Source organism: Pelomonas sp. Root1444 (genome assembly GCF_001426885.1).
Taxonomy (GTDB): domain Bacteria; phylum Pseudomonadota; class Gammaproteobacteria; order Burkholderiales; family Burkholderiaceae_C; genus Pelomonas.
The window spans coordinates 1,296,799-1,320,879 of record NZ_LMFP01000028.1 but is presented as its reverse complement, the minus strand read 5'-3'; the positions used below and the strand labels follow the sequence as shown (position 1 = coordinate 1,320,879).

General features: G+C 70.8%; 18 protein-coding genes and 2 tRNA genes. 15 read left to right on the top strand and 5 right to left on the bottom strand.

The features are described from left to right. Position 1: 1 nt before the first annotated feature. The gene (locus tag ASD35_RS23580; protein ID WP_056877338.1) at positions 2 to 253 is read right to left on the bottom strand and encodes a hypothetical protein; all 252 of its coding nucleotides are present in this window, start codon (positions 251 to 253) and stop codon (positions 2 to 4) included. An 81-nt stretch (positions 254 to 334) separates the two neighbouring features. Further along, positions 335 to 1,882 carry a helicase HerA-like domain-containing protein gene (locus ASD35_RS23575; RefSeq protein WP_056877337.1) on the bottom strand — a complete coding sequence of 516 codons (1,548 nt, stop codon included), beginning with the start codon at positions 1,880 to 1,882 and terminating at the stop codon, positions 335 to 337. Between the two features lie 94 nt (positions 1,883 to 1,976). Here ASD35_RS23575 and ASD35_RS23570 point away from each other — a divergent pair, with 94 nt between their 5' ends. The 14 genes from ASD35_RS23570 to ASD35_RS23505 all read left to right on the top strand — a co-directional run bounded on the left by ASD35_RS23570 (position 1,977) and on the right by ASD35_RS23505 (position 12,687). Further along, the gene (locus ASD35_RS23570) at positions 1,977 to 2,699 is read left to right on the top strand and encodes a YebC/PmpR family DNA-binding transcriptional regulator (RefSeq protein ID WP_056877336.1); all 723 of its coding nucleotides are present in this window, start codon (positions 1,977 to 1,979) and stop codon (positions 2,697 to 2,699) included. Then, complete coding sequence (purD, locus tag ASD35_RS23565; protein WP_056877335.1) at positions 2,699 to 3,994, top strand: phosphoribosylamine--glycine ligase; 1,296 nt, start codon at positions 2,699 to 2,701, stop codon at positions 3,992 to 3,994. Before ASD35_RS23570 ends, purD begins: the two co-directional genes overlap by 1 nt. Then, positions 3,991 to 4,926, top strand: coding sequence for an oxygen-dependent coproporphyrinogen oxidase (hemF, locus tag ASD35_RS23560; protein WP_056877334.1), 936 nt, complete (start codon positions 3,991 to 3,993; stop codon positions 4,924 to 4,926). The genes purD and hemF overlap by 4 nt, the downstream gene beginning before the upstream one ends. Next, positions 4,923 to 5,510, top strand: coding sequence for a nicotinate (nicotinamide) nucleotide adenylyltransferase (nadD, locus tag ASD35_RS23555; protein ID WP_056877333.1), 588 nt, complete (start codon positions 4,923 to 4,925; stop codon positions 5,508 to 5,510). The genes hemF and nadD overlap by 4 nt, the downstream gene beginning before the upstream one ends. Next, positions 5,511 to 6,257 carry a ribosome silencing factor gene (rsfS, locus tag ASD35_RS23550; RefSeq protein ID WP_056877332.1) on the top strand — a complete coding sequence of 249 codons (747 nt, stop codon included), beginning with the start codon at positions 5,511 to 5,513 and terminating at the stop codon, positions 6,255 to 6,257. Further along, positions 6,257 to 6,724 (top strand): 23S rRNA (pseudouridine(1915)-N(3))-methyltransferase RlmH, encoded by a 468-nt coding sequence (rlmH, locus tag ASD35_RS23545; RefSeq protein ID WP_056877331.1) that lies wholly within the window; start codon positions 6,257 to 6,259, stop codon positions 6,722 to 6,724. The genes rsfS and rlmH overlap by 1 nt, the downstream gene beginning before the upstream one ends. After that, complete coding sequence (locus ASD35_RS23540) at positions 6,721 to 7,329, top strand: nucleoside triphosphate pyrophosphatase (protein WP_056877330.1); 609 nt, start codon at positions 6,721 to 6,723, stop codon at positions 7,327 to 7,329. The genes rlmH and ASD35_RS23540 overlap by 4 nt, the downstream gene beginning before the upstream one ends. A 48-nt stretch (positions 7,330 to 7,377) precedes the next feature. After that, entirely contained in the window at positions 7,378 to 8,871 is a 1,494-nt protein-coding gene (gene rng / locus ASD35_RS23535) for a ribonuclease G (RefSeq protein WP_056877329.1), read from the top strand. 68 nt (positions 8,872 to 8,939) lie between these two features. Beyond that, the gene (gene tolB, locus ASD35_RS23530) at positions 8,940 to 10,217 is read left to right on the top strand and encodes a Tol-Pal system beta propeller repeat protein TolB (protein ID WP_056877328.1); all 1,278 of its coding nucleotides are present in this window, start codon (positions 8,940 to 8,942) and stop codon (positions 10,215 to 10,217) included. Between the two features lie 75 nt (positions 10,218 to 10,292). Next, entirely contained in the window at positions 10,293 to 10,829 is a 537-nt protein-coding gene (gene pal / locus ASD35_RS23525; RefSeq protein WP_056877327.1) for a peptidoglycan-associated lipoprotein Pal, read from the top strand. Between the two features lie 2 nt (positions 10,830 to 10,831). Further along, positions 10,832 to 11,614 (top strand): tol-pal system protein YbgF, encoded by a 783-nt coding sequence (ybgF, locus tag ASD35_RS23520; protein ID WP_056877326.1) that lies wholly within the window; start codon positions 10,832 to 10,834, stop codon positions 11,612 to 11,614. Beyond that, the gene (locus ASD35_RS23515; protein WP_056877325.1) at positions 11,614 to 12,393 is read left to right on the top strand and encodes a ThiF family adenylyltransferase; all 780 of its coding nucleotides are present in this window, start codon (positions 11,614 to 11,616) and stop codon (positions 12,391 to 12,393) included. Before ybgF ends, ASD35_RS23515 begins: the two co-directional genes overlap by 1 nt. Positions 12,394 to 12,463: 70 nt before the next feature. Continuing rightward, positions 12,464 to 12,539 (top strand) — tRNA-Lys (locus ASD35_RS23510). Positions 12,540 to 12,611: 72 nt separating this feature from the next. After that, positions 12,612 to 12,687 (top strand) — tRNA-Lys (locus ASD35_RS23505). A gap of 77 nt (positions 12,688 to 12,764) precedes the next feature. On the opposite strand, the gene ASD35_RS23500 is transcribed toward ASD35_RS23505, so the two are convergent. Both ASD35_RS23500 and ASD35_RS23495 read right to left on the bottom strand, forming a co-directional pair. Beyond that, on the bottom strand, positions 12,765 to 13,535 hold the full coding sequence (locus tag ASD35_RS23500; RefSeq protein WP_162254513.1) for an ABC transporter substrate-binding protein: 771 nt from the start codon (positions 13,533 to 13,535) through the stop codon (positions 12,765 to 12,767). Positions 13,536 to 13,573: 38 nt separating this feature from the next. After that, on the bottom strand, positions 13,574 to 15,070 hold the full coding sequence (locus ASD35_RS23495) for a glycine betaine ABC transporter substrate-binding protein (RefSeq protein WP_056877323.1): 1,497 nt from the start codon (positions 15,068 to 15,070) through the stop codon (positions 13,574 to 13,576). Between the two features lie 158 nt (positions 15,071 to 15,228). Between ASD35_RS23495 and ASD35_RS23490 the strand changes: the two genes are divergently transcribed. After that, positions 15,229 to 15,432, top strand: coding sequence for a hypothetical protein (locus tag ASD35_RS23490; RefSeq protein ID WP_056877322.1), 204 nt, complete (start codon positions 15,229 to 15,231; stop codon positions 15,430 to 15,432). Between the two features lie 65 nt (positions 15,433 to 15,497). On the opposite strand, the gene ASD35_RS23485 is transcribed toward ASD35_RS23490, so the two are convergent. Beyond that, positions 15,498 to 24,044 (bottom strand): GH36-type glycosyl hydrolase domain-containing protein, encoded by an 8,547-nt coding sequence (locus ASD35_RS23485; protein WP_157275728.1) that lies wholly within the window; start codon positions 24,042 to 24,044, stop codon positions 15,498 to 15,500. Positions 24,045 to 24,081 lie beyond the last annotated feature (37 nt).

Genomic DNA, 24,081 nt, shown 5'->3' with positions numbered 1-24,081 from the left:
TTCATGTTTTGCGTGGCCGGCCGGTCTTGACCGGCTCCAGCCGGTCCAGCGCCGCGGCCAGGGACGCCGCGTCCAGCAAGGCGAGTGCCTGCAGGCCGGCGCGCAGCAGTTCGCTCTTCTTGGCTTCGCGCTTCACGTCGTGCAGGCGCAGCTTGAGCTCGGCGATCAGCGCGTAGTCGGCCGCGGGCATGGTGAAGCCGTCGCGCACGAGCTTGGCGCGCTGGGGTGGGGCGGGTTTGCGGTCGTGGGGCATGGCGATGAAAACCGTTTATACGGTTTTCATCGCGCCGCTTCTACCGTGGCGCTGCAGACGATGCGGCCGGGTGGCCCGCCGTCAGCGCCGGCGGCTGCCGCCGCCCAGGATGCTGCCCAGCACACCGCGGATGATCTCCCGGCCCACGGCCGAGCCGATGCTGCGCACGGCCGACTTGGCCGCGGTCTCCGCCAGGCCCGGATGGCGGCCGCCGCGCGGGCCGGTGGTGCCGAAGAGCACGTCCTTGAGGCTGTCCATCATGCCGCCGCCGGCCTCGGCCGGGGCAGGCGCTGCAGGGCCACCCTTGAACACGCCGCCGGCTTCCGCGGCCATGCCGCCGCCGGCCGGCGCGGCGTGCTGGCTGGCCAGTTTCTCGTAGGCCGATTCGCGGTCCAGCTGCTTCTCGTAGACACCGGCCACCAGCGAGTTGGCCCGCAGCGCCTGTCGTTGCACCGGCGAGATCGGCCCGATCTGGCTGCCCGGCGGCAGCACGAAGACGCGCTCGGTGACGCTGGGCCGGCCCTTCTCGTCGAGCAGGCTCACCAGCGCCTCGCCGACCGCCAGCTCGGTGATGGCGGTCGCGATGTCCAGCCCCGGCTTGGCGCGCATCGTGTCGGCCGCGCTCTTGACGGCCTTCTGGTCGCGCGGCGTGAACGCGCGCAGCGCATGCTGCACGCGGTTGCCGAGCTGGCCCAGCACCGCGTCGGGGATGTCCAGCGGGTTCTGCGTCACGAAATAGACGCCCACGCCCTTGGAGCGCACCAGGCGCACGACCAGCTCGATGCGCTCGACCAGCGCGTCAGGCGCATCCTTGAACAGCAGGTGGGCCTCGTCGAAGAAGAACACCAGCTTCGGGTTGTCCAGGTCGCCGACCTCGGGCAGGGTCTCGAACAGCTCGGAGAGCATCCACAGCAGGAAGGTGGCGTACAGCCGCGGCGCGTTCATCAGCTTGTCGGCGGCCAGCACGTTGATGACACCCAGGCCGCCCTCGGTCTGCATGAAGTCGGCGATGTTCAACATCGGTTCGCCGAAGAACTTGTCGCCGCCCTGGGCCTCGATCTGCAGCAGGCCGCGCTGGATGGCGCCCACGCTGGCGGCGGAGACATTGCCGTACTGCGTCGTGAAGGTGCTGGCGTTGTCGCCCACGTATTGCAGCATCGCGCGCAGGTCCTTCAGGTCCAGCAGCAGCAGGCCGTTGTCGTCGGCGATCTTGAACACCATCTGCAGCACGCCGGCCTGCGTCTCGTTGAGCGCCAGCATGCGGGCCAGCAGCAGGGGGCCCATGTCGGACACGGTCGCCCGCACGGGGTGGCCCTGCTCGCCGAAGACGTCCCACAGCGTGGTGGGGCAGGCCAGCTTCTCGGGCGGGGCTATGCCGCGGTCCTTCAGCGTGGCCAGCAGCTTCTCGCTGGGGTTGCCCGGCTGGCTGATGCCGGTCAGGTCGCCCTTCACGTCGGCCATGAAGACGGGTACCCCCAGCTGGGAAAAGCTCTCCGCCAGCTTCTGCAGGCTGATGGTCTTGCCGGTGCCGGTGGCACCGGTGATGAGGCCGTGGCGGTTGGCCAGCGCGGGCAGCAGCAGGCACTCGATGTCGCCGTGGCGAGCCAGAAGGATGGGGTCGATAGTCATGGCGTGGGCGGTAGAGCGAGGGGCGTCCTCTAAAATCACAGGCTATTCAACGATAAACGGACCGCTGCAACGGCGGTTCCCCAGGAGCCAATACATGGCCGGTCATTCCAAATGGGCCAACATCCAGCATCGCAAAGGCCGCCAGGACGAGAAGCGCGGCAAGATCTGGACACGCATCATCCGTGAGATCACGGTCGCCGCGCGCCAGGGTGGTCCCGACATCAAGGACAACCCGCGACTGCGGCTGGCCGTCGACAAGGCCAAGGCCGCCAACATGCCGGCCGACCGCATCAAATACAACATCGACAAGGCCAGCGGCAACATCGATGGCCTGACCTACGAGGAAATCCGCTACGAGGGCTACGGCATCGGCGGCGCGGCCATCATGATCGACACGATGACGGACAACCGCGTGCGCACCGTGGCGGAAGTGCGCCACGCCTTCAGCAAGTATGGCGGCAACATGGGCACGGACGGCTCGGTGGCCTTCCAGTTCAAGCACTGCGGCCAGTTGCTGTTCGCGCCGGACGCGTCGGAAGACAAGGTCATGGAAGTGGCGCTGGACGCCGGCGCGGAGGATGTCATCACCGGCGACGACGGCGCCATCGAGGTGCTGACCTCGCCCGCCGACTACGAAATCGTCAAGGCCGCGCTGGAAGCCGCCGGGCTGGTGCCGGAGCTGTCCGAAGTGACGATGCGCGCCGAGAACACCATCGAGCTGACGGGCGAGGACGCCGAACGCATGCAGAAACTGCTGGACGTCATCGAGGATCTCGACGACACCCAGGCGGTCTATCACAACGCTGAGCTGAATTGATGCGAGTTCTAGTCATTGGCAACGGCGGCCGCGAGCACGCGCTGGCCTGGAAGCTGGCCCAGGCCGAGCGCGTCAGCCAGGTTTACGTGGCCCCCGGCAACGGCGGCACCGCGCGCGACGAGCGCCTGCAGAACGTGCCCCTCACCGACGTCAAGGCGCTGGCCGACTTCGCCGTCGAGCAGAAGATCACGCTGACCGTCGTGGGCCCCGAGGCGGCACTGGCCATCGGCGTCGTCGACGAGTTCCGCTCGCGCGGCCTGCGCATCTTCGGCCCCACCAAGGCCGCGGCCCAGCTGGAAAGCTCCAAGGCCTTCGCCAAGGACTTCATGAAGCGCCACGGCATCCCGACGGCGGCCTACGAGACCTTCACCGACCCGGCCGCGGCGCATGCCTATGTCGACGGCCGCGGCGCACCCATCGTCATCAAGGCCGACGGCCTGGCGGCGGGCAAGGGCGTCGTCGTCGCGATGACGCTGGCCGAAGCGCACGAGGCGATCTCGTGGATCCTGGAGGACAACAAGCTCGGCGTGACCCACAACGCCGGCGCGGATGGGCTGGCAGTGCCGCGCGTCGTCATCGAAGACTTCCTGGCCGGCGAGGAGGCCAGCTTCATCGTCGTCTGCGACGGCAAGCACGTGGTGTCGCTGGCCACCAGCCAGGACCACAAGCGCCTGCTCGACGGCGACGAGGGCCCCAACACCGGCGGCATGGGTGCCTATTCGCCCGCGCCGGTGGTCACGCCCAACGTGCATGCCAAGGTCATGCACGAGATCATCCAGCCGACCATCGCCGGCATGGCCCGCGACGGCCATCCGTTCACCGGCTTCCTGTATGCCGGGCTGATGATCGACGAGCACGGCCAGCCGCGTACCGTCGAGTTCAACACCCGCATGGGCGACCCCGAGACGCAGCCCATCATGATGCGCATGAAGAGCGACCTCTTCGAGCTGCTGATGCACGCCACCGACGGCACGCTCGACCAGGTCGAGCTGCAATGGGACCGCCGCGTGGCGCTGGGCGTCGTGCTGGCCGCCGAGGGCTACCCGCTGAACCCGCGCAAGGGCGACGTCATCACCGGCCTGCCCGATGACGAAGACGAGGCGATGGTCTTCCACGCCGGCACGGCCACCGTCGACGGGCAATTGCAGACCAGTGGCGGCCGCGTGTTGTGCGTCACCGCGCTGGGCGAGTCGGTCCGCACGGCGGCGCAGCGCGTCTACGAGATCGCCTCCGGCATCCAGTTTGCCGGCCGGCAGTACCGCAGCGACATCGGCCATCGGGCCCTCAAGCGTTGAGTACCCAAGCCGTCCGCGACTACCTGCTCGACCTGCAGCAGCGCATCGTCAGCGCGCTCGAAGGGGTCGACGGCAATGCCTTCCTGGGCGACGGCTGGACGCGCGAGCCTGGCGGCCGGCTGGAAGGCGACGGCCTGTCGCGCCTCATCGAGGGCGGCGCGGTGTTCGAACGCGGCGGCGTCAACTTCTCGCACGTGAAGGGCCGCGTGCTGCCGCCCTCGGCCACCCAGCACCGTCCGGAGCTGGCCGGCGCGCCGTTCGAGGCGATGGGCGTGTCGCTGGTGATCCACCCGCACAACCCGTTCGTGCCCACGGTGCACATGAACGTGCGCATGTTCGCGGCGCTGCCGGCCGACGCCCCGGCCGTGACCTGGTTCGGCGGCGGCATGGACTTGACGCCCTACTACGGCTACGAACGCGACGCCCAGCATTTCCACCGCACCTGCCGCGATGCGCTGCTGCCGCACGGCGCCGACCTGCATCCGAAGTTCAAGACCTGGTGCGACGACTATTTCTTCCTGAAGCACCGCCAGGAGCCGCGCGGCATCGGCGGCATCTTCTTCGATGACTACGCGGACGGTGGCTTCGATGGCGGCTTCGCGTTGATCCGCTCGGTCGGCGATGCGTTCCTGGCGGCCTACCTGCCCATCGTCGAGCGCCGTCAGGGCTATGCCTACGGCGAGCGCGAGCGCGATTTCCAGGCCTATCGCCGCGGCCGCTATGTCGAGTTCAACCTCGTCTGGGACCGCGGCACGCTGTTCGGGCTGCAGTCCGGCGGGCGCACCGAGTCCATCCTGATGTCCATGCCGCCGCAGGTGAAATGGCGCTACGACTGGGCGCCCGAGGCCGGCACGCCGGAGGCGCGGCTGTACAGCGACTTCCTGCGTCCGCGCGACTGGGCCGACGAAACCCCAACGGCACTCTGGCTTTGAAGCTCGCACTCTTCGGCGGCAGTTTCGACCCGCCCCACCTCGGCCACCTGGCCTTCGCCCGCTTCGCGCTGCAGGCGCTGGCGCCGGACCGCCTGTTGTGGCTGCCCGCCGGGCGCCAGTGGCAGAAGCCCGACCAGATGATGGCCGCGCCCCGGCACCGCGTGAACATGCTCGAACGCCTGACGGCGGGCGAGCCGCGCTTCGCCGTCGACGAGCGCGAGCTGCACCGCCGCGGCCCCAGCTTCACGTCCGACACGCTGCGGGAGTTCGCCGCGGAGCACCCCGGTGCGGAGTTGATGTTCCTCATCGGCCAGGACCAGTACGCGCGGCTGCCGACCTGGTACCGCGTCGAGATCGTCACGGAACTGGCGACACTGGTGGTCGTGCCGCGCGCCGGCGAAGCCGTCGTCACGCCGCCGGGCCTCGGTGCGCACCGCCTGCAGGTGCTGCAGATGCCCGACGTCCCCCTTTCATCCACCGCCGTGCGCCAAGCCATTGCGCGCGGCGAAGACGTCGGCCCCATGGTGGGCGCCGAAGTCGCGAGCTATATTGCCTCGCACCGCCTTTACGAGAAGAAGCCCTGAATGGACATTCGCAAGCTGCAACGAGCCATCGTCGATGGTCTCGAGGACGTCAAGGCCCAGAACATCGTCGTGTTCAACACGGAGCACCTGTCGCCGCTGTTCGAGCGCGTCATCATTGCCTCCGGCACCAGCAACCGCCAGACGAAGGCGCTCGCCTCCAGCGTGCGCGAGGCGGTCAAGGGCCGCGGCATGCAGGTCATGCGCACGGAGGGCGAGGACAACGGTGAATGGATCATCGTGGACTGCGGCGCGGCCGTCGTCCATGTGATGCAGCCGGCCATTCGCGACTACTACCACCTCGAAGAGATCTGGGGCGACAAGCCTGTCAAGCTCAAGCTGGGCAGCAGCGAGACCAAGCTGGTGAAGGCCTCCGAGGAACCCGCCGCTGCACCGGTCAAGACCGCGCGCAAGGGCACGGCGTCCAAGCCGATCACCGCCAAGCCTGCGGCAAAACCCACCGCCAAGCCGGCCTCCAACAAGGCCGTGCCTTCGGCCGCCGCCAAGAAGGCGGTGGCGAAGAAGGCGGCGGTGGGCACCCAGGCGCCCAAGAAAGGCGTGACCCGCAGCACGGGCGTGAAGGCGGCCGCGCCGGTCAAGACCTTGAAGGTCGGCGCGGGCCAGGGCGTGGGCAAGGCAGCGGCGGCCAAGCGCGCTGCGCCGACCAAGTCGGCTGCCAAGACGGCGGCCAAGGCCGCACCCCGCGCCTCCGCCAAATCCGCCGGCCGCGCAGCGCCCAAGAAGGGCTGATGCGGCTTCTGCTCGTCGCGGTGGGCCAGCGCCAGCCGGCCTGGGCCGACACGGCGTATGAAGACTTCGCCAAGCGCTTCCCGCCCGAGCTGAAGCTGGAGCTGAAGGCCGTCAAGGCGGAGACCCGCGGCAGCAAGACCGCCGAGCAGCTGATGGCGGCGGAGGCGGCGCGCATCGAGGCCGCCTTGCCCAAGGGCGTGCGCCGCATCGTCCTCGACGAGCGCGGCGAGCGCCGCACCTCGGTGCAGCTGGCCGAACGCCTCAAGCTCTGGATGGGCGAGGGCCGCGACGCGGCGCTGATCATCGGCGGGCCCGACGGGCTGCATCCCGGGCTCAAGGCCACGGCCGACGAAACGCTGCGCCTGTCCGACCTGACGTTGCCCCATGCCTTCGCCCGCGTGCTGCTGGCCGAGGGGCTGTACCGCGCCTGGACCGTGACGACCGGCCATCCCTACCACCGCGAATGAGCGCATCCCTCTACCTCGCGTCCCAAAGCCCGCGCCGCAGCCAGCTGCTGAGCCAGATCGGCGTGCGCCATGAACTGCTGCTGCCCGGCGCCGACGAGGATGCCGAGGCGCTGGAGGCCGTGCAGGCCGGCGAGCTGCCGGAAGCCTATTGCGCCCGCGTCACCGCGGCCAAGCTGGACGCGGCCGCGGCCCGCCTCGGCGCCCGTGGCCTGCCACCTGCGCCCATCCTGTGTGCCGACACGACGGTCGCCGTCGACGACCTGATTCTGGGCAAGCCCGAGGACGATGCCGACGCACGCCGCATGCTCGCGCTGCTGTCCGGCCGCAGCCACCGCGTCATCACCGCCGTCGCCGTCGCCGTGGCCGGCGGTGGCGGCCGCGCCGCTGCGCTGAGCGTCTCGCAGGTCGAGTTCGCGCCGCTCAGCGGCGCGCAGATCGACCGCTACGTCGCCAGCCGCGAGCCGTTCGGCAAGGCCGGCGCCTATGCCATCCAGAGCCAGGCGGCGGCCTGGATCGTGAAGATTGCCGGCAGCTACTCGGGCATCATGGGGTTGCCCCTATTTGAGACGGCGACACTGCTCGAACAATTCGGGTTCGAGTTCTGACGGTTGCGCGCATGGCCGCGTGCAACCGTCAGCATTCAAAGGTTCGCGATGGAAGACATCCTGATCAACTGGTCACCGCAGGAGACGCGGGTGGCGGTGGTCGAGAACGGCGCCGTGCAGGAGCTGCACGTCGAACGCACGTTGGAACGGGGCCTGGTCGGCAACGTCTATCTCGGCAAGGTCGTGCGCGTGCTGCCCGGCATGCAGTCCGCCTTCATCGACATCGGCCTGGAGCGTGCCGCCTTCCTGCACGTGGCGGATCTGCACAGCGCCTCCCAGTTCGGCCATGGCCGGCACCAGGGCACCCATGGCCCGGACGCGCCGCCCACGCCCATCGAGCGCCTGGTCTTCGAGGGCCAGCCGCTGACCGTGCAGGTCATCAAGGACCCCATCGGCACCAAGGGCGCGCGCCTGTCCAGCCAGATCAGCATTGCCGGCCGCATGCTGGTCTATCTGCCGCAGGACGAGCACATCGGCATCAGCCAGAAGATCGGCTCGCCCGAGGCGCGCGAGGCGCTGCGCGCCCGCATGCAGGCGCTGGTGGGCAAGGCGGAGGAGGGCGGCGGTGGCGGCTTCATCCTGCGCACCAATGCCGAAGATGCGACTGACGAGGAGCTGGCCGCCGACATCGCCTACCTGCGCAAGACCTGGCAGCAGATCCGCGCCAAGGCGCTGACGACGCCGTCCGCCAGCCTGTTGCACCAGGACCTCAGCCTCGTCGAACGCGTGCTGCGCGACCTGGCCAGCGAGCGCACCGGGGCCATCCGCATCGACTCGCGCATGCAGTACGAGGTGCTGCGCGAATTCGGCGAGACCTTCATGCCGGCGGCGACCGCCAAGCTGGAGCATTACCGCGGCGAGCGCCCGATCTTCGACCTGTGCAATGTTGACGCCGAGATCGCCCGCGCGCTGGCGCGCAAGGTGGAGCTGAAGTCCGGCGGCTCGCTGGTCTTCGACCAGACCGAGGCGATGACGACCATCGACGTCAACACCGGCGGTTTCGTCGGCGCCAAGAACTTCGACGACACCATCTTCAAGACCAACCTCGAAGCCGCCGGCTCGATTGCCCGCCAGCTGCGCCTGCGCAACCTGGGCGGCATCATCATCGTGGACTTCATCGACATGACCCGCGAGGAGCACAAGGCCGCCGTGCTCGCCGAGTTCAAGAAGCAGCTCAGCCGCGACCGCACCAAGGTCACCGTCGGCGGCTTCACGCAGCTCGGCCTGGTCGAGATGACGCGCAAACGCACGCGCGAGTCGCTGGCCCGCATGCTGTGCGAGCCCTGCCCGACCTGCGAGGGCCGCGGTCAGGTGAAGACGGCGCGCTCGGTCTGCTACGACATCCTGCGCGAGATCCTGCGCGAGGCGCGCCAGTTCTCGCCGCGCGAGTTCCGCGTCGTCGCGGCCGCCAATGTCGTCGAGATGATGCTGGACGAAGAGAGCGCCCACCTGGCCGGCCTGTCCGACTTCATCGGCAAGCCGATCTCGCTGACGGCCGAGCCCACCAACCAGACCGAGCACTACGACATCGTGCTGCTCTGAGCGCGCCGCCGCGGCACGCGGCCTTGTCTGACGTTACAAGTTGCGCGGCTGCGGCAGAATCGCGCGCCATGCTCGCATCCGTTTCTCGTCGCCGCAGTCTTGCGGCGCTTGCCGCCTTCGGTACCGGCCCCGCACTCGCCCAGTTGCGCATCGACATCGCCGGCGTCGGCGGCACCCGCGTGCCGGTCGCCATCGTCGACTTTCGCGACGAGTCCAAATCGCCCCAGCCTATCGCTGCCATCGTGCGCGCCGACCTGGAGCGCAGCGGCCAGTTCCGCAGCGTCGACGCGCCCCCGGGCCTGCACGAGAACGCGTCGCCCGTCTTCGCCGACTGGCGCGCCCGCCAGGCCGACGCGCTGGCCGCCGGCTCGGTCAGCCGCCTGGCCGACGGCAGGCTGGACATCCGCTTCAAGCTGTGGGACGTCGTCAAGGGCAGCGAGATCGTCGGCGAGGCCCATGCGGTGCTGCCCGAGGACGCGCGGCTTGCGGCTCACCGCATCGCGGACACGATCTACCAGAAGCTCACCGGCGAGCGCGGCGTCTTCGCCACCCGCATGGCCTATGTCACCAAGGCCGGCCGACGTTTCAGCCTCGTCATCGCGGATGCCGACGGCGAGGGCGCCAAGGTCGCGCTGACCAGCCCCGAGCCCATCATTTCGCCTGCATGGGCACCGAACGGTCGCGAGCTGGCCTATGTGTCGTTCGAGAGCGGCAAGGCCACCGTGCGCATCCAGGACGTGCAGACCGGCGGCCGCCGCGTGCTGGCCGATTTCAAGGGCACGAACAGCGCGCCGGCCTGGTCACCCGACGGTTCGCAGCTGGCGCTGAGCCTGTCGCGCGACGGCGGCACCCAGCTCTTCGTCATCAACCGCGACGGCTCGGGCCTGCGCCGCATCGCACAGAGCAGCGCCATCGACACCGAGGCCTGCTACTCGCCCGACGGCAGCAAGATCTACTTCGTCAGCGACCGGGGCGGCGGCCCCCAGGTCTACCGCATGCCCGCGGGCGGCGGCGCCGCCGAGCGCGTGACCTTCGGCGGCAACTACAACATCAGCCCGGCCATCAGCCCCGACGGCCGCACGCTGGCCTACATCAGCCGCGTCGGCGGCGCTTTCCGTCTCAGCGTGATGGACCTCGGCACCGGCCAGTCCCACCAGATCAGCGAAGCCAGCGACGACGAGAGTCCGTCCTTCGCGCCCAATGGCAAGCTCATCGTCTATGCCAGCCGCGCCGGCGGCAAGGAAGTGCTGATGACCACCACGCTGGACGGCAAGATCAAGACGCCGCTGCTTGTCACATTGGCAGAGGTTCGTGAACCCACTTGGGGTCCCTTTACCCGTCAGTAACTTGACAACGGGCACCATGTTGGACAATCACACGCCTCTTTCCCCCTGCCCCATCTCGTTGTGGAGACCATTCGAATGAAACTGACCCGCTTTGCGCTCCCCCTGATCGCCGCCGCCGCACTGGCTGGCTGCAGCTCCGCCGTCAAGCTGGACGAGCCCGCGCCGGTCGAGACCCGCACGACGACGCCGCCCGCGAACACCGCTTCGCAGGGCTCGACGACGCCCGCCGCCGAGTCGCGCGTCGCAACCGTCGACCTGAACGCCCAATACACCGAGCAGGTCCGCGACAAGCGCGTCGTCTACTTCGACTTCGACAGCGACGTCGTCAAGGAGGAGTACCGCCCGCTGATCGACCTGCACGCCAAGCGCCTGAACAACAACAAGCGCCTGGCCCTGACGCTGGAAGGCCACACCGACGAGCGCGGCGGCCGCGAGTACAACCTGGCCCTGGGCCAGCGCCGTGCCGAAGCCGTCGCCAAGTCGCTGACGCTGCTGGGCGTCGGCGGTGCCCAGGTCGAAGCCGTGAGCTTCGGCAAGGAGCGCCCGGCCGCGCAAGGCAGCGGCGAAGAAGCCTGGGCCAAGAACCGCCGCGTCGAGCTCAAGGACAAGTGACAGTGAGCGGCGTTCTGCGTTTGACGCTCGTGGCGCTCGCCACGAGCGCCGCCTTCCTGCAGCCCGCGCAAGCGGGCCTGTTTGAGGACGACGAGGCCCGCAAGGCCATCATCGAACTGCGTACCAAAGTACAGGCCAACGAGGACGCCGCCAAGCAGCGCGCCGAGCAGCTCAATGCGCTGGTCCAGGACCAGCTCCAGCCGCTGCGCCGCAGCATGCTGGACCTGAACAGCCAGATCGAAGCGCTGCGCGCCGAGGTCGCCAAGCTGCGCGGCACCAACGAGCAGCTGGCGCGCGACCTCGCCGACACCCAGCGCAAGCTGACGGACCAGTCCCAGTCGGTCGAGGCGCGCCTGAAGCCTCTCGAACCGCAGAAGGTCAGCCTCGACGGCCGCGAGTTCCAGGTCAACCCGGACGAACGCAACCAGTACGAAGCCGCCATTGGCCTCGTGCGCCGAGGTGATTTCACCGAGGCGGTCGCCGCGCTCAACGCCTTCCTGAAGCGCTACCCGGCCAGCGGCTACACCGACTCGGTGCGCTTCTGGCTCGGCAATGCGCAGTACGGCAAGCGGGATTACAAGGACGCGATCGCCACCTTCAAGGCCTTCGTTGCCGGCAACCCCGGCCATCCGCGCGCCGGAGAGGCTCTGCTGGCGCTGGCGAACTGCCAGATCGAGCTGAAGGACAACAAGGCGGCACGTCGCAGCCTTGAAGAGCTGATCAAAGGCTACCCAGGCACGGAAGCGGCCCAGGCCGGCAAAGAGCGTCTTGCAGCGCTGAAGTGATGACGGATCAGCTCGATGCTGATCTGGAGCGCCGCTTCGGCGGCCTGCGCCGCCTGCATGGTGAGGCTGCCTACCTTCGCCTGCGAGCGGCACGTTTCGCGGTCGTGGGCCTGGGCGGCGTCGGCTCCTGGGCCGTTGAGGCGCTGGCGCGTAGCGGCGTCGCGGCGCTGACGCTCATCGACCTGGACCAAGTCTCCGAATCCAACATCAACCGCCAGATCCAGGCGTTAGGCTCCACCGTCGGCATGGCCAAGGCCGAGGCGCTGCGCCAGCGCATCGCCGACATTCATCCCGGCTGCGCGGTGCGCGTCATCGAGGAATTCGTCGAGCCCGACAACTGGCCGGCGCTGATCAACGGCACCGAGTTCGACGGCCTCATCGACTGCTGCGACCAGGTCCGTGCCAAGGCGACGCTGGCCGCCTGGGCACGCGAGCAGCGCCTGCCCTTCGTCACGGTCGGCGCCGCGGGTGGCAAGCGCGAGCCGCACCGCGTGCAGCTCGACGATCTCCACGCGACGACCCATGACCCGCTGCTGGCCTCGCTGCGCCAGCGACTTCGCAAGCATCACGGGGCACCACGCAGTGGTGCGATGGGCTTGGCCTGCGTCTATTCGCGTGAACCGGTACATCTGCCTGAGCAGGCCGAGGGCGCGGCCTGCGATGTCGACGGCAGCCTGAACTGCCATGGCTACGGTTCCAGCGTCACCGTCACGGCGACGTTCGGGCTCTGTGCCGCCGCCGAGCTGCAGCGCCTGCACTTGGCGCGGTCGATTTCGTGACGACGAAATTCCTGAAGATTCTTGCGGAGCCCTCAAAAACCTGCCTATAATGGCAGGCTCTGCTTGACGCGGGATGTTAGCTCAGTCGGTAGAGCAGCGGACTTTTAATCCGTTGGTCGCAGGTTCGAATCCTGCACATCCCACCAGGTTTTTCAGCGCTGATTCGACGGAATCCACGCTACAATCATTGGCTCAGCAAGGCTTGCCAAGCTGAATCAGGGCTCTTAGCTCAGTTGGTAGAGCAGCGGACTCTTAATCCGTAGGTCGAGTGTTCGAGTCACTCAGGGCCCACCAAATTTAAGAAGCAATCAAGCACTTAGCGCGGCAGCCTAAGTGCTTTTTGCTTTTTGCTCTGCAGTTCGATGTCCTCGTTACGGCAGCAGCGGCCTGATGCTCCCCGCCAGGCTGCCCGGCGGATAACTGTCGTTGAACAGTTGCCACACGCGGCCCGAGCGGGCGGACTGGGTCAATGCGGTGCGCAGTGCGCGGCGGTCGGTGTCGGTCAGGCTGTGGCGCGACAGGTAAAGGCCGCTTTCAGACCACCCGAGCTCCTCCAGTGCCTCGACCCGCACCTGTTTGATCAGCGGCGCGAAGTCTGCGTCCTTGGTCAAGGTACCGATGAAGATGTTTGCCGTCATGACGCTCGCCTGTGCGAGCCCCTGGCGAAGGGCGCGGGCGACGCCGGCCGCGTCGGGCTCCTCGACGAGCCGGCGCTGCGCGCGCAGCGTCGCGATCGCCTGGTCGTAGGCGGTGCCGAAGGTGAAGCCCCGCACGACGGCGAGCTTGTAGTGCCGCAACGCCAGCAACTCGGCCAGCGAAGGCGGTGCCTTGCCGGGCGACAGCGTGATGAGGCTGGCGCGCACCTGCACGAGCGGGACGAACTCGCCGTCGGCATCCCGCCCGGGCGACGCGGACGCCGGCACCAGGACGTCGGCCTGCCCGGACTCGAACATCTTCTGCACCCGCGCCCGCGGCATGCGCTGGATGCGGAACTCGCAGCCGATGGCCGCGCCCAGTTCGTTCAGCAGCGTCGGGTAGATGCCACTGCTGCGCTCACCGTCGAAGCTGACGCTCAGGCCGACGGGGGCCATTGGCGCCTCGATGATCCGCGAGCAGCCGGCCTGCGTGGCGCCGGCCGCCATCACGCCCAAGACCCACCAGCCCGCGCGCGCTTTTGCGTTCATATCCCTGGGTGCGGAGATTCGTCGCGCCGATTGTGAGGCCGTGTGGCGCGCCGCTCCAGTGCGTCGAAAACGAGCTGCATGGCCACCGCCAGCACCGCGGCGGGCAGGGCGCCCGCCAGCATCAGTGCCGTGTCGTTGACGGCGAGGCCCGCGACGATGCGCTCGCCGAGGCCGCCCGCGCCGACGAAGGCCGCGACGGTGGCGGTGCCGACGTTGGTGACGGCTGCCGTCTTCACACCCGCCATCAGCGTCGGCAGCGCCAGCGGCAGTTCGATGGCACGCAGCGTCTGGCCTGGCGTCAGGCCCAGTGCCAGCGCCGCCTGGGGCAGCCCGGCCGGCACGCCCTGCAGGCCGGCGTGCGTGTTGCGGACGATGGGCAGCAGCGCGTAGACGAACAGCGCCAGCAGCGCCGGCACGAAGCCGATGCGGCCGAAGAGGGCGATCAGGAAGGCCAGCAAGGCCAGTGAGGGCAGGGTCTGCAGCAGGCCGACGACGGCCATCAGCGGGCCGGCCAGCCGCGGCAGCCGGTAGGCTGCGATGCCCAACGGCACGGCCAGCGCCACCGCGAGTGCCAGCGAGCCGAGCACCAACGCCAGGTGCTGCGCGAGCAGCGTGGCCAGGTCCGGCGCCAGCAGCCGCGCGGTGAAGCCCTGGGGTGGCGCCGCGGCAGCGGTCGGGACCGACGACTGCAGGAAGCCTCGCGCCACATCGGCGAACGGCCGGCCTTCCAGCTCGGCCGCCGCGTTGAGCTGGATCATGCGGGCTTCGGACAGCCGGCCCGCCAGCCCCTGCAGCGGCCCGTCGTCGACGCCCGCGCGCATCAGCAGCACCGCGTCGTAGCGCGGGAAGAAGCGGCGGTCATCACGCAGCACGCGCACCGCCTGCCGCGCAAGTTGCGCATCGGTCGTGTAGACGTCGATGAGGTCGACCTGGCCGCCAGCCAGTGCCTGGTAGGCCAGGCCATGGTCCAGGCCGTTGCCGGGCTTCAGCGTCAGGCCGTAAGCATGCTGCAGCGCGGGCCAACCGTCGGCACGGGCGATGAATTCATGCGACAGGCCCGGCCTGAGCGCCGTTGTGCCCTGCGGCGCCTTGGCCGCCAGCTCGGAGATCGTCGCGATACCCAGCCGCGCCGCGTCGGCCTCCCGCATCGCCAGCGCATAGCTGTTGTTGAAGCCCAGCGGGATGGCGGCCTTCAGACCCAGCGGCTTCAGCCAGGCGTTGATCTGCGCCAGCGGCGCCTGCGCATCCTCGAGCGACTCGCGCTTGAGCAACTCGCGCACGATGGTGCCGGTGTATTCGGGATAGAGATCGATCTGCCCCTGCTGCAGCGCAGTGGCCAGGATGGCCGTGTTGCCCAGCCCCTGGCGGTGCACGGCCGGCACGCCTTGAGCGGCCAGCGTCTGGCTGACGATTTCGCCGAGCAGGTAGCTCTCGGTGAAGCGCTTGGAGCCGACTTTCAGTGGCTCGGCATGCAGATTGCCCTGAAACCACATTGCCCAGGTGGCGAGAAGGAGTTGTAACAGCCGAGCCGTCATGCCAGTGATGGTATGTAAGTAGGAAGCTTCCTACGCTGTTGCCGCCCCATCTCTGAATGCAACCTGGCGTTTCGAGAACTAAAGTTGAAATCCCCCCAGAACGAAGGAGTCCCCTGATGTCCCGCGCCACCGATCTTCTTTTGCGTCAGCATCGGGACAGCCTGGGCGCACACCTGCGCCAGTGCCGCAACCTGTCGGACCGCAGCCAGCGTGCACTGTGTTCGTTGGAGGCCATCGATGCGGCCGTCGGCCACCGCCTGTTCACGACCGTCATTCTTGGCAGCGTCGCCATGGCAATTTTCCTGACCCTTACCGCCTGACGCGTAAGGCTGACCGAGTCGAGCGGCCCTGCGGGGCCGCTCTTCTTTTGCCGGTCGCCTTTTTTTCAAACCAGGGCCGGCTCGTCCCGCGGCGCCAGCGCACGGTCGGTGGCCGGCACCCACAGTTTCAGCTCACCCGGCGCGTCGGCCAGCACCAGCGTGGTGCCGGGCGCCAGCAGGCGGTAGCCCGCCGGCACCTTGGCATTCGCCGTGGCGCGCTGCACCAGCACCTCGACGCGCCGCCCGCCCGTCTCCAGGCGCACGCGCGCCTGGGACCAGTGCGGCGGCAGGCAGGGCTGCACGGTCAACCGCCCGTGGCTCAGGCGCACGCCGCAGAGCGATTCCACCGCCGCGCGCAGCAACCAGCCGGCCGCGCCGGTGTACCAGCTCCAGCCGCCGCGGCCGGCGTGAGGCTGGGCGGTCTCGATGTCGCCCGCCACGGCAAACGGCTCCAGGCCATAGGTCGCGCCGTGCGCACCGCGGTGCGCCGGGCTGATCGCCGTGAACGCCGCCCAGGCGTGCTCGGCCTGGCCCAGCCGGGCGCTGGCCATCAGCGCCCAGACGGCGGCATGGTTGTACTGGCCGCCGTTCTCGCGCACGCCGCCCGGGTAGGCCTGGATGTAGCCCGCTTCGGGCCGGTGGTCCTTCAACGGTGGCCACAGCAGCCGCAGCAGGTGGGCGTCGCGGTCGTGCAGCTCCTGCCAGGCGCTGTCCAGTGCACGCGCGGCGCGCTCGGGCTGGGCGGCGCCGGTCAGTACGGCCCAGGCCTGCACGATGAGGTCGATGCGGCATTCGCTGGCGGTGTGCGTGCCCAGCACGCTGCCGTCGTCGAACCAGCCGCGGCGGTACCAGTCGCCGTCCCAGGCGTTGGCGTCCAGCGCGGCAGAGAGCTGCCGGCGGGCCTCGCGCCAGCGTTCGGCGCGGGCCGCTTCGCCGCGGGCCAGTGCCATCGGCACCAGCGCGTCGATGACGGCGCACAGGAAGAAGCCCATCCATACCGACTCGCCACGCCCCTCGGCGCCGACGCGGTTCATGCCGTCGTTCCAGTCGCCGGTGCCGAACAGCGGCAGCCCGTGCGCGCCCACCGGCAGGCTGACGTCGATGGACCGCGCGGCATGTTCGTACAGGCTGGCCGTCTCGGCGCTGATGGCGGGCGTCTCGTAGATGTCCTCCGCCCCTTCGGGCACGGCGCGGCCTTCGATGAAGGGCAGTTGCTCGTCGGCCAGCCTGGTGTCCCCCGTGCGCTCGGTGTAGAGCGCCAGCGCCAGCGCCAGCCACAGCCGGTCGTCGGCGAAATGCGTGCGCACGCCCGCGCCGGCCGGCTCGTGCCACCAGTGCTGCACGTCGCCCTGCGGGAACTGGCGCCGCGCATGGCGGCGGATCTGTTCGGCCAGCCGCTCGGGCGCGTGTTGCACCAGCGCCATCGCGTCCTGCAGCTGGTCGCGGAAGCCGAACGCACCGCCGGCTTGGTAGAAGCCTGCGCGGCCCCAGATGCGGCAGCCCAGCACCTGGGCCGGCAGCCAGTGGTTGACGAGGGCGTCGAAGCCCGCATCCGGCGTGGCCACCTGCACCGGCGCGCTCAGGCTCCGCCATACCTGGCGCTGCGCAGCCAGGCGCAGCAGCGGGTCGACCTGCCAGGCCGCGCGCGCCTGCTCGCGGGCGGCGGCCAGGTTGGGCGCATGGCCCAGCAGCACGGTGCAGTGCCAGGCGTGCCCGGCTTCCAGGCGCAGCGGCACGGCCAGCAGCGCGGCCGGGTCGGTGCCCGGGCCGGCCTGGCCGTCCAGCGCATGCGGCATGACGAGGCGGCCCTCGTTGTCGAACAGCAGGCGGCGGTCGCCGCTGGCCTCGACGGCCGCATTCCAGATGCGCGGCGGGTTCAGGTCGGCGGCGAAGCCGGCTTCCTGCGGCCACGGCCACAGCGCGTGGTCGTCGCCAAGCTCGGGCACCTGGTCGGCCGTCACGTCACCGCCGCGCGTCGGGCGCAGCGCCATCCAGGCCGTCTGGCCGCCGAAGCCGTTGAGGCCGTCCGCCTGCGTCGCCAGCGCCAGCAGCGGCGCGTCGGCCTGCGCACTGGCCGGCACGTCCAGCCGCGTCACGACGCTGCGGCGCGCGCTGCTGTCCATGCCCATCTGCCATTGCGCCGCGGCCAGCAGGCGCAGGCGCCGCGGCGCGGTGCCGGGCGCGGCATGCAGCTCGACCTGGCATTGGCGCACGGCCGCCTGGGCGTCCACCGTCCAGCGCAGGCGCACGACCAGCCCAGGCAGCGCGAAGGCCATGGCCGTCGCGCCGGGCAGGTGCGCCACCGATTGGCGGGCGCTGGCGCGGCCCAACAGCCAGGCCAAGCCGCTGTCCAGGCAATGCAGGATCAGCCATTCGCCCGGCGAGTCCAGCAGCGCGTCGTTGGACCAGGGCGTGACCTGGTGCAGCCGGCTGTTGCCCGCCCAGGCCATGCCGGCGCCGCGCTCGGACACCTGGCAGCCGAAGGCCTCGTTGGCGATGACGTTGACCCAGGGCCGCGGCGGCTGGTGGCGCGGCGCCAGCGTGAAGCTGCAGGCACCGCTGGCGGCGTCGAAGTCATGCGGCGGCTGCACGGTGCCGGGCTCGGCCGGCCGCCACAGCACATGGCTGGCGCCCGCGGCGCGGCGTGCCTTGGCGGCCTGCTCGTGCGGCGCGGCGATGCGTTCGAGCTGCTGCGCCAGCGGCCGGCCGTCGGCGAACCAGCGCACGCGCGCCAGCAGGTTCAGCGCAAAGCGCGTGTCGTCCTGCACGACGCTGTCTGACAGCACGTGCAGGCGCGCGCGGCCGCGCTGCTGCTGCTCGGCCAGCGAGCGCAGCGCGCGCGACACCGGCGCCAGGTAGGACGCCGGCTCGGCGTCTAGCACGACGATGTCCACCGACAGCGGGCTGTTCTGCGCCTGCAGCAGCGCGCAGAGCTCGCGCACCATCAGCACGCCGGTCGTGTCTGCGACGCGGATCAGGATGATGGGTGCATCGCCCGACACGCCATGGCGCCACAGCGCATCGCGCTGGAAGCTGCCCTCCAGTGCCGGCACGCCTTCGCGCGCGGCCTGCGAGGTCAGCAGCGTCTGCAATGCCAGCCCCGCGCGCCAGGCGCCCGGCGCGAGACCCGCGCCCTGCGTGCGCACACCGGCCATCGTGTGGGCCAGCATCAGCGTGCGCTCGCGCAGCGCGGGCTGGGCCAGCTTGTCCAGCAGGTGGGTCAGCGTCTGCGCCTCGGGCGCGGCGGCGGTGGCCAGCGTCAGCGTCACGCGCGCGCCGGGCGGCAGCGTCAGCGCGAAATGCAGCAGCGAGATCGGGTCGTTGCCGGTGTCCAGCGCGCCGGCCTCGTCGTGCAGGCCGGGCACGTTGCCGGCCAGCAAGGCCTTGGCGTCGGCGCGGGCGATCGCGCCGCCCGGCTGCCCGGGCCGGCCGCCGCGCGCCAGCCAGGCGGCGCGGTCCGCGCCCGCCTGCAGCCGCTCCAGGCGCGCGCCGCCTTCCAGCTCCTGGCCGACCAGCGCATGCACCGCATGCACGCCCGCCTCCTTGTGGCCGCGCGGCAGGCGCTCCCAGTACAGGGCACGCTTGTCGGGCTGCCAGCCCACCTTCAAAAAGAGCTTGCCGAAGGCCGGGTGGGCCAGGTCGGCGCGCGCGGGCGCCAGCACCGGCTCGAAGCTGGACACCAGCGCCACGCGGCGCTCGCGGTCGGACAGGTTGCGCAGCGTGATGCGGCGCAGCTCGACGTCGTCCTCCACCGCCACCCACACCTCGGTGTGCGCCTGCAGCTGCTCGCCCTCGGCGTTGAACTGCGCGCTGGCCGGGTGCAGCCGCGCGCTGTAGCGCCATTGCGGGCCGGGCGTGGGCCGCAGCGTGAGCGATCGCCAGGGGCTGACCTCGGGCTCGCCGCGCCAGCTGCCCTCGGTGTTGGCCGGCCAGGGCGTGTCCAGGTCGCGCAGGTGCAGGTGGTGGCCGAGCAGATCCTGGGCGAGGTCGTCATGCCAGCGGCTGATGAGGATCTGCTGGCCCGGTTCGCCGAACAGCAGCGTGCCGCCGCCGTGCTCGCGCAGCATGGCGCTGAGCCTGCCGTGGCCCAGCCATGAGGTGCCGGGCAGGGCGCGGCCGCGGGTGTCGGGCACGACGAGCGAGACGTGGACGCGGCGCGGCGCGGCACGCGTGGGCGTGGCGGGCGGCTCCTTCAGCGGCGGCACCTCGTGCGGCGCGCGCTCGTGCAGCAGCCAGCGCACCGCGGACAGCCGCGGCTCGGCGTCGGCCCAGCGCTGCGGCGCGCCGCCGCACAGCACCTCGGTCAGCGCGATCAACGACATGCCGTGGTGGTGGCTCATCGTCGTGGCGATGCGCTGCAGGCGCGGGCCGCTGCGGCGGGGTTCCTCGGCCTCGCCGGTGGCCTCCGGCTGGCGGCTGGCCGTGTAGTCCAGCGCCTCCATGAAGCCCAGCTCATGGCGCGCGCCCAGCGCCTGCAGGTGGCGCAGGTTGGCCACTGCCGCGCGCGGCATGACCATGGTCGCCATCAGCGTGGCATAGGGCGCGATGACGACCTCCTCGGGCGGCGTGTCGCGCAGCGCGAGCGCGGCGTTGCCCTGCGGGCCGTACTGGTAGGCCAGGCTCTCGTCGCGCTTGGCATAGGCGCTTTCGGACACGCCCCAGGGCAGGCCTTTGGCGCGGCCGGCGCGGATCTGCTCCATCACCGTGGCGCGCGCCGCGTCCGCCAGCGCACTGCCGGCCGGCTCGTCCAGCACCAGCGACGGCATCAGCATCTCGAACATCGAGCCCGACCAGCTCTTCAGCCCCGTCACCTGGCCGCGCGAGAAGAACGGCCGGCCCAGGGCGCCCCAGTGCGAGGCCGGCAGGTCGCCCTTGGCGATGGCCACCAGGCTGGCCAGGCGCGCCTCGGACGCCAGCAGGTCGTAGTGGTTCTGGTCGAGCCGCTCGTCGCCATGCTCGGCGCCCGGCGTGGCGATGGCGCCGATGTGCAGCAGGCGGCGCTGCGGGTCGTACAGCCAGCGGAAGTCGTGCGCCAGCGCCATCTCGCGGGCGCGGGCGGCCACGCGGTCCAGCGCCTCGGCGACCTCGGGCGGCGGCGGCATGCCGTCGCCACCTCGGGCGAAGCCCTCGCAGGCCGCCGCGACCACCAGCAGGTGCGCGCACAGGTTGCCGCTGTCGACGGCCGACACGTAGGGCGGCTCCAGCACGGCCAGCCGCTGCGTGTCGATCCAGTTGTAGAAATGGCCGCGGTGGCGGGGCAGCTTGTCCAGCGTGTCCAGCGTGCGCGTGACGCGCTCGGCCAGGCCCACGTCGTGCAGCCAGCCGAACTCCCGCGCGCAGCAGGCCGACAGCAGGTACAGGCCGATGTTGGTGGGCGACGTGCGGTGGGCGACGGCGACGTCGGGGTCGAACTGCACGTTGTCGGGCGGCAGGTCGTTGTCGTCCTTGGTGACCCAGCGTTCGAACCAGCGCCAGGTGTCGCGGGCGACGCTCAGCAGGTAGTGACGGTCATCGTCGGCGATGGCCTCGCGGCGCGGCCGCGCGCGCGGCCGGCTGGCCAGGCCTATCCACAGCGGCGACAGCACCCAGGCCAGCAGCAGCGGCAGCGCAATGTCCCACGCCACGGCCAGGCCGAGGAAATCGGCGTTGACCAGCAGCGTGGCCAGCACGCCGGCAGAGATCGTCAGGCGGCGGTGCTGGCGCCACAGCGGCAGCCAGTCGGTGCGGGCCGCGGCCTCCGCTGCGTCCGCCGTCGTCCACTCCAGCAGGCCGCGGCGGCTGACGCGCTGGCGCCAGAGCGCGCGACCGATGGCGTCGAGCTGCAGCCAGGTCATGGCGGGCAGCATGGCCAGGTGCCAGAGCGTGCCCGCGACGGCGCGGCCCAGCTCGATGGCGGCCTGGCGGTAGAAGCGCGGCAGCGAGATGCGGTCGCGCGTCGGCGCGCAGGCGGCGAGCGCGCCCATCAGCGGCCCGGCGCCGAACGCCGCCGCGACGGCTGCGAGCGCCCAGCCAGGCCGCAGGCCGAGGCCCAACCACGACATGACCAGCAGCAGCAGCGAGGCCGGCGCCACCAGGCTGCGGCGCAGGTTGTCCAGCATCTTCCAGACGTGGATGGCGCGCAGGCCCCAACGGCGCGGGTGGGCGATGAAGGGCAGCAGCTGCCAGTCGCCCCGCGTCCAGCGGTGGATGCGCGAGGCGGCCACGTCGGCATGCATGGGCGCGGACTCGACCAGCGTCACGTCGCTGACGCCGGCGCAGCGCATCAGCGAGCCTTCCAGCAGGTCGTGGCTGAGCACCTGGCCCTCCGGCAGGCGGTGGGCCAGCACCTGCGCGGCGGCCTGCACGTCGATCAGGCCCTTGCCGGCGGCGCTGCCTTCGTCGAACAGGTCCTGGTAGACCTCGGAGCTGGCCGTGCTGTACGGGTCCAGCCCGGGCTGGCCGGCGAACAGGCTGTGGAACCAGGTGCCGTGCACCGTGGAGCTGCCCGCGGCGGTGGCCAGCGGCGTGGCGATGCGCGGCTGCAGCATGCCGTGGCCGTGCACGACCGTGACGGCGCCGCCCGGGCCGGCCGCGACGCGCGGCCGGTTCAACGGATGCGCGGCGATGGCCACCAACTCGCGCAGCGCGCCCGGCGGCAGCGCGGTGTCGCTGTCCAGCGTGACGATGTGGCGGATGCCCGGCGCGGGTGTAGACAGCGCGCCCAGGTCGATGAAGCGGTCGGGCAGGGCATCCGGTGGCGAGCCGGCCAGCAGCGCCACCAGCGCCTCGGTCTTGCCGCGCTTGCGCTCCCAGCCGATCCAGCGCTGCTCGGTCTCGCTCCAGCGGCGCTCGCGGTGCAGCAGCAGGAAGCGCGGCAGCCCGCCGCAGGCCTGGCCGTAGCGCTGGTTCAGCGTCTCGATGCCGGCGCGCGCCTGGGCGATCAGCGCCCCATCCTCGGCCAGGTGCTCGGTCTTGGCGTCGCCGAAATCGCTCAGCAGCGCGAACTGCGCCTCGGCCTCCAGGTTGGCCAAGTGGTGGCGCTCCAGCTGCGCCAGCAGCGTCGCGATGCTCTTCGGCCGCGTCAGCATGCAGGGAATGATGACCAGCGTGCGCGACGTGGGCGGTATGCCCTCGGGCCAGGCGAGCCGCGGCAGCCGCAGCGGCGGCGCGCATTCGCTGATCAGCCGGTTGGCCAGCGCGACCAGCGCCTCGCTGGCCGGCAGCAGCGCCAGCAGGGCCGCGGCGACGGCCATCGGCCAGGCCGCGTCGGCGGGCAGGCCCAGCGCGAGCAGCAGGCCCATGGCCGCGCCGCCCAGCACGGCCAGGCTGGACAGATAGATGAAGGCGCGGTGGCGCAGCAGCGCTGCCGTCGCGCGCTCGGGCCACAGCTCGCGGACGCGCAGCTCCTGCAGCAGCTGCGGCCGGCCGCGGCCGGTCAGCCAGTGCAGCGGTGCGCGCTCGGCGGCGTCCGCCGGCCAGGCCGGGTCGCTGCACAGCAGGCGCAGCACCTGGGCGACATCGGACTCGGCCAGGCCGTGGCGCGCGGCCAGGGCCTCGATGGCGTGCACCGCGCGGTCCTGCGTGCTCTCGTGCTCCTGCCCGTAGATGTCGATGCGCCCCAGCGCCTTCAGCGCCGGGTGCACGGTCTCGAACAGCCCTGCCCAGTCGGCCGCGCCGAGCCGGCGCAGGCTGCCGATGGCGTTGCGGATGCTCTGGTGGTCGGCGGCGCTTTCGTTCTGCTCGGCGGCTTGCGCGGCGACGACGTCCGGCAGCAGCTCGTTGATCCAGTGGCGGGCCGCGGCCCAGGCCGAGTCGGGCGCGTCGCCTTCCTCGGGGCGGGCGAGCGAGCGGTCCACCAGACGCTCGTGCAGCCGCACGGCCAGCGCAATCAGCGCCGGGTCGCGCGGCCAGCCGGCCTGCCATTCGGCCAGCTGGCGCTGCACGGCCGGCGCATCGAGCTGCGGCATGGCCTCGAAAAGCCGCTGTGCGGCGCGCCGCGCCAGATGACGCCAGGCGGCGCGCTCGGCCAGGCGGCGCAGGTTCTCGACGAGCACGACGCGCAGCGTCGATGGCAGCGCCCACAGCTCGCGCAGCGTCAGCGCATGCGTCTCATGGTGGCCGGCCAGGAAATGACGCATCAGCGCCATGTCCAGCGAGCTGTCGGCATGCGACACCCAGGCCCACGCCACGCCGTAGACGCGTGGCAGGCCCTGCAGCGGCTCGTCGGCCAGCCGGGGCAGGCGTTGGAAGTAGCTGCGCGGCAGGTCGTGCAGCACCTCGTCGAGCTGCTGCTGCAGCAGCCGCGCGTTGTCCAGCAGCCAGGCGTGGGCGGGGTCGGTGTCGGCCTGCAGGCCTTCTTCTGACAGCACCTCCAGCGCGGCACTCCACACCAGCAGGTTGCCCTTGAGCCGGGGGAAGAAAGGCCGCGGCTTGCGGCTGTCGTCGTCCACGCGCTGGGCGGCGGCGAGGCTGCGCCCATGCTCGGCGAAGCGTTCGGCACCGAACTGCACCGCGCGCACGGCCGGCGCCGCCGCCTCCGGGCCTGCCGCAACACGCAGGAATGCCGAGGTTGCGCCCGTGGGTGTCAGATCCTGCGGCGGCGGGGCGGGGGGAGCGGGAGGCGAGTCGACCATGGCCGCACTGTCCCCGCGTGCGCGTAGGAGCGGGGCC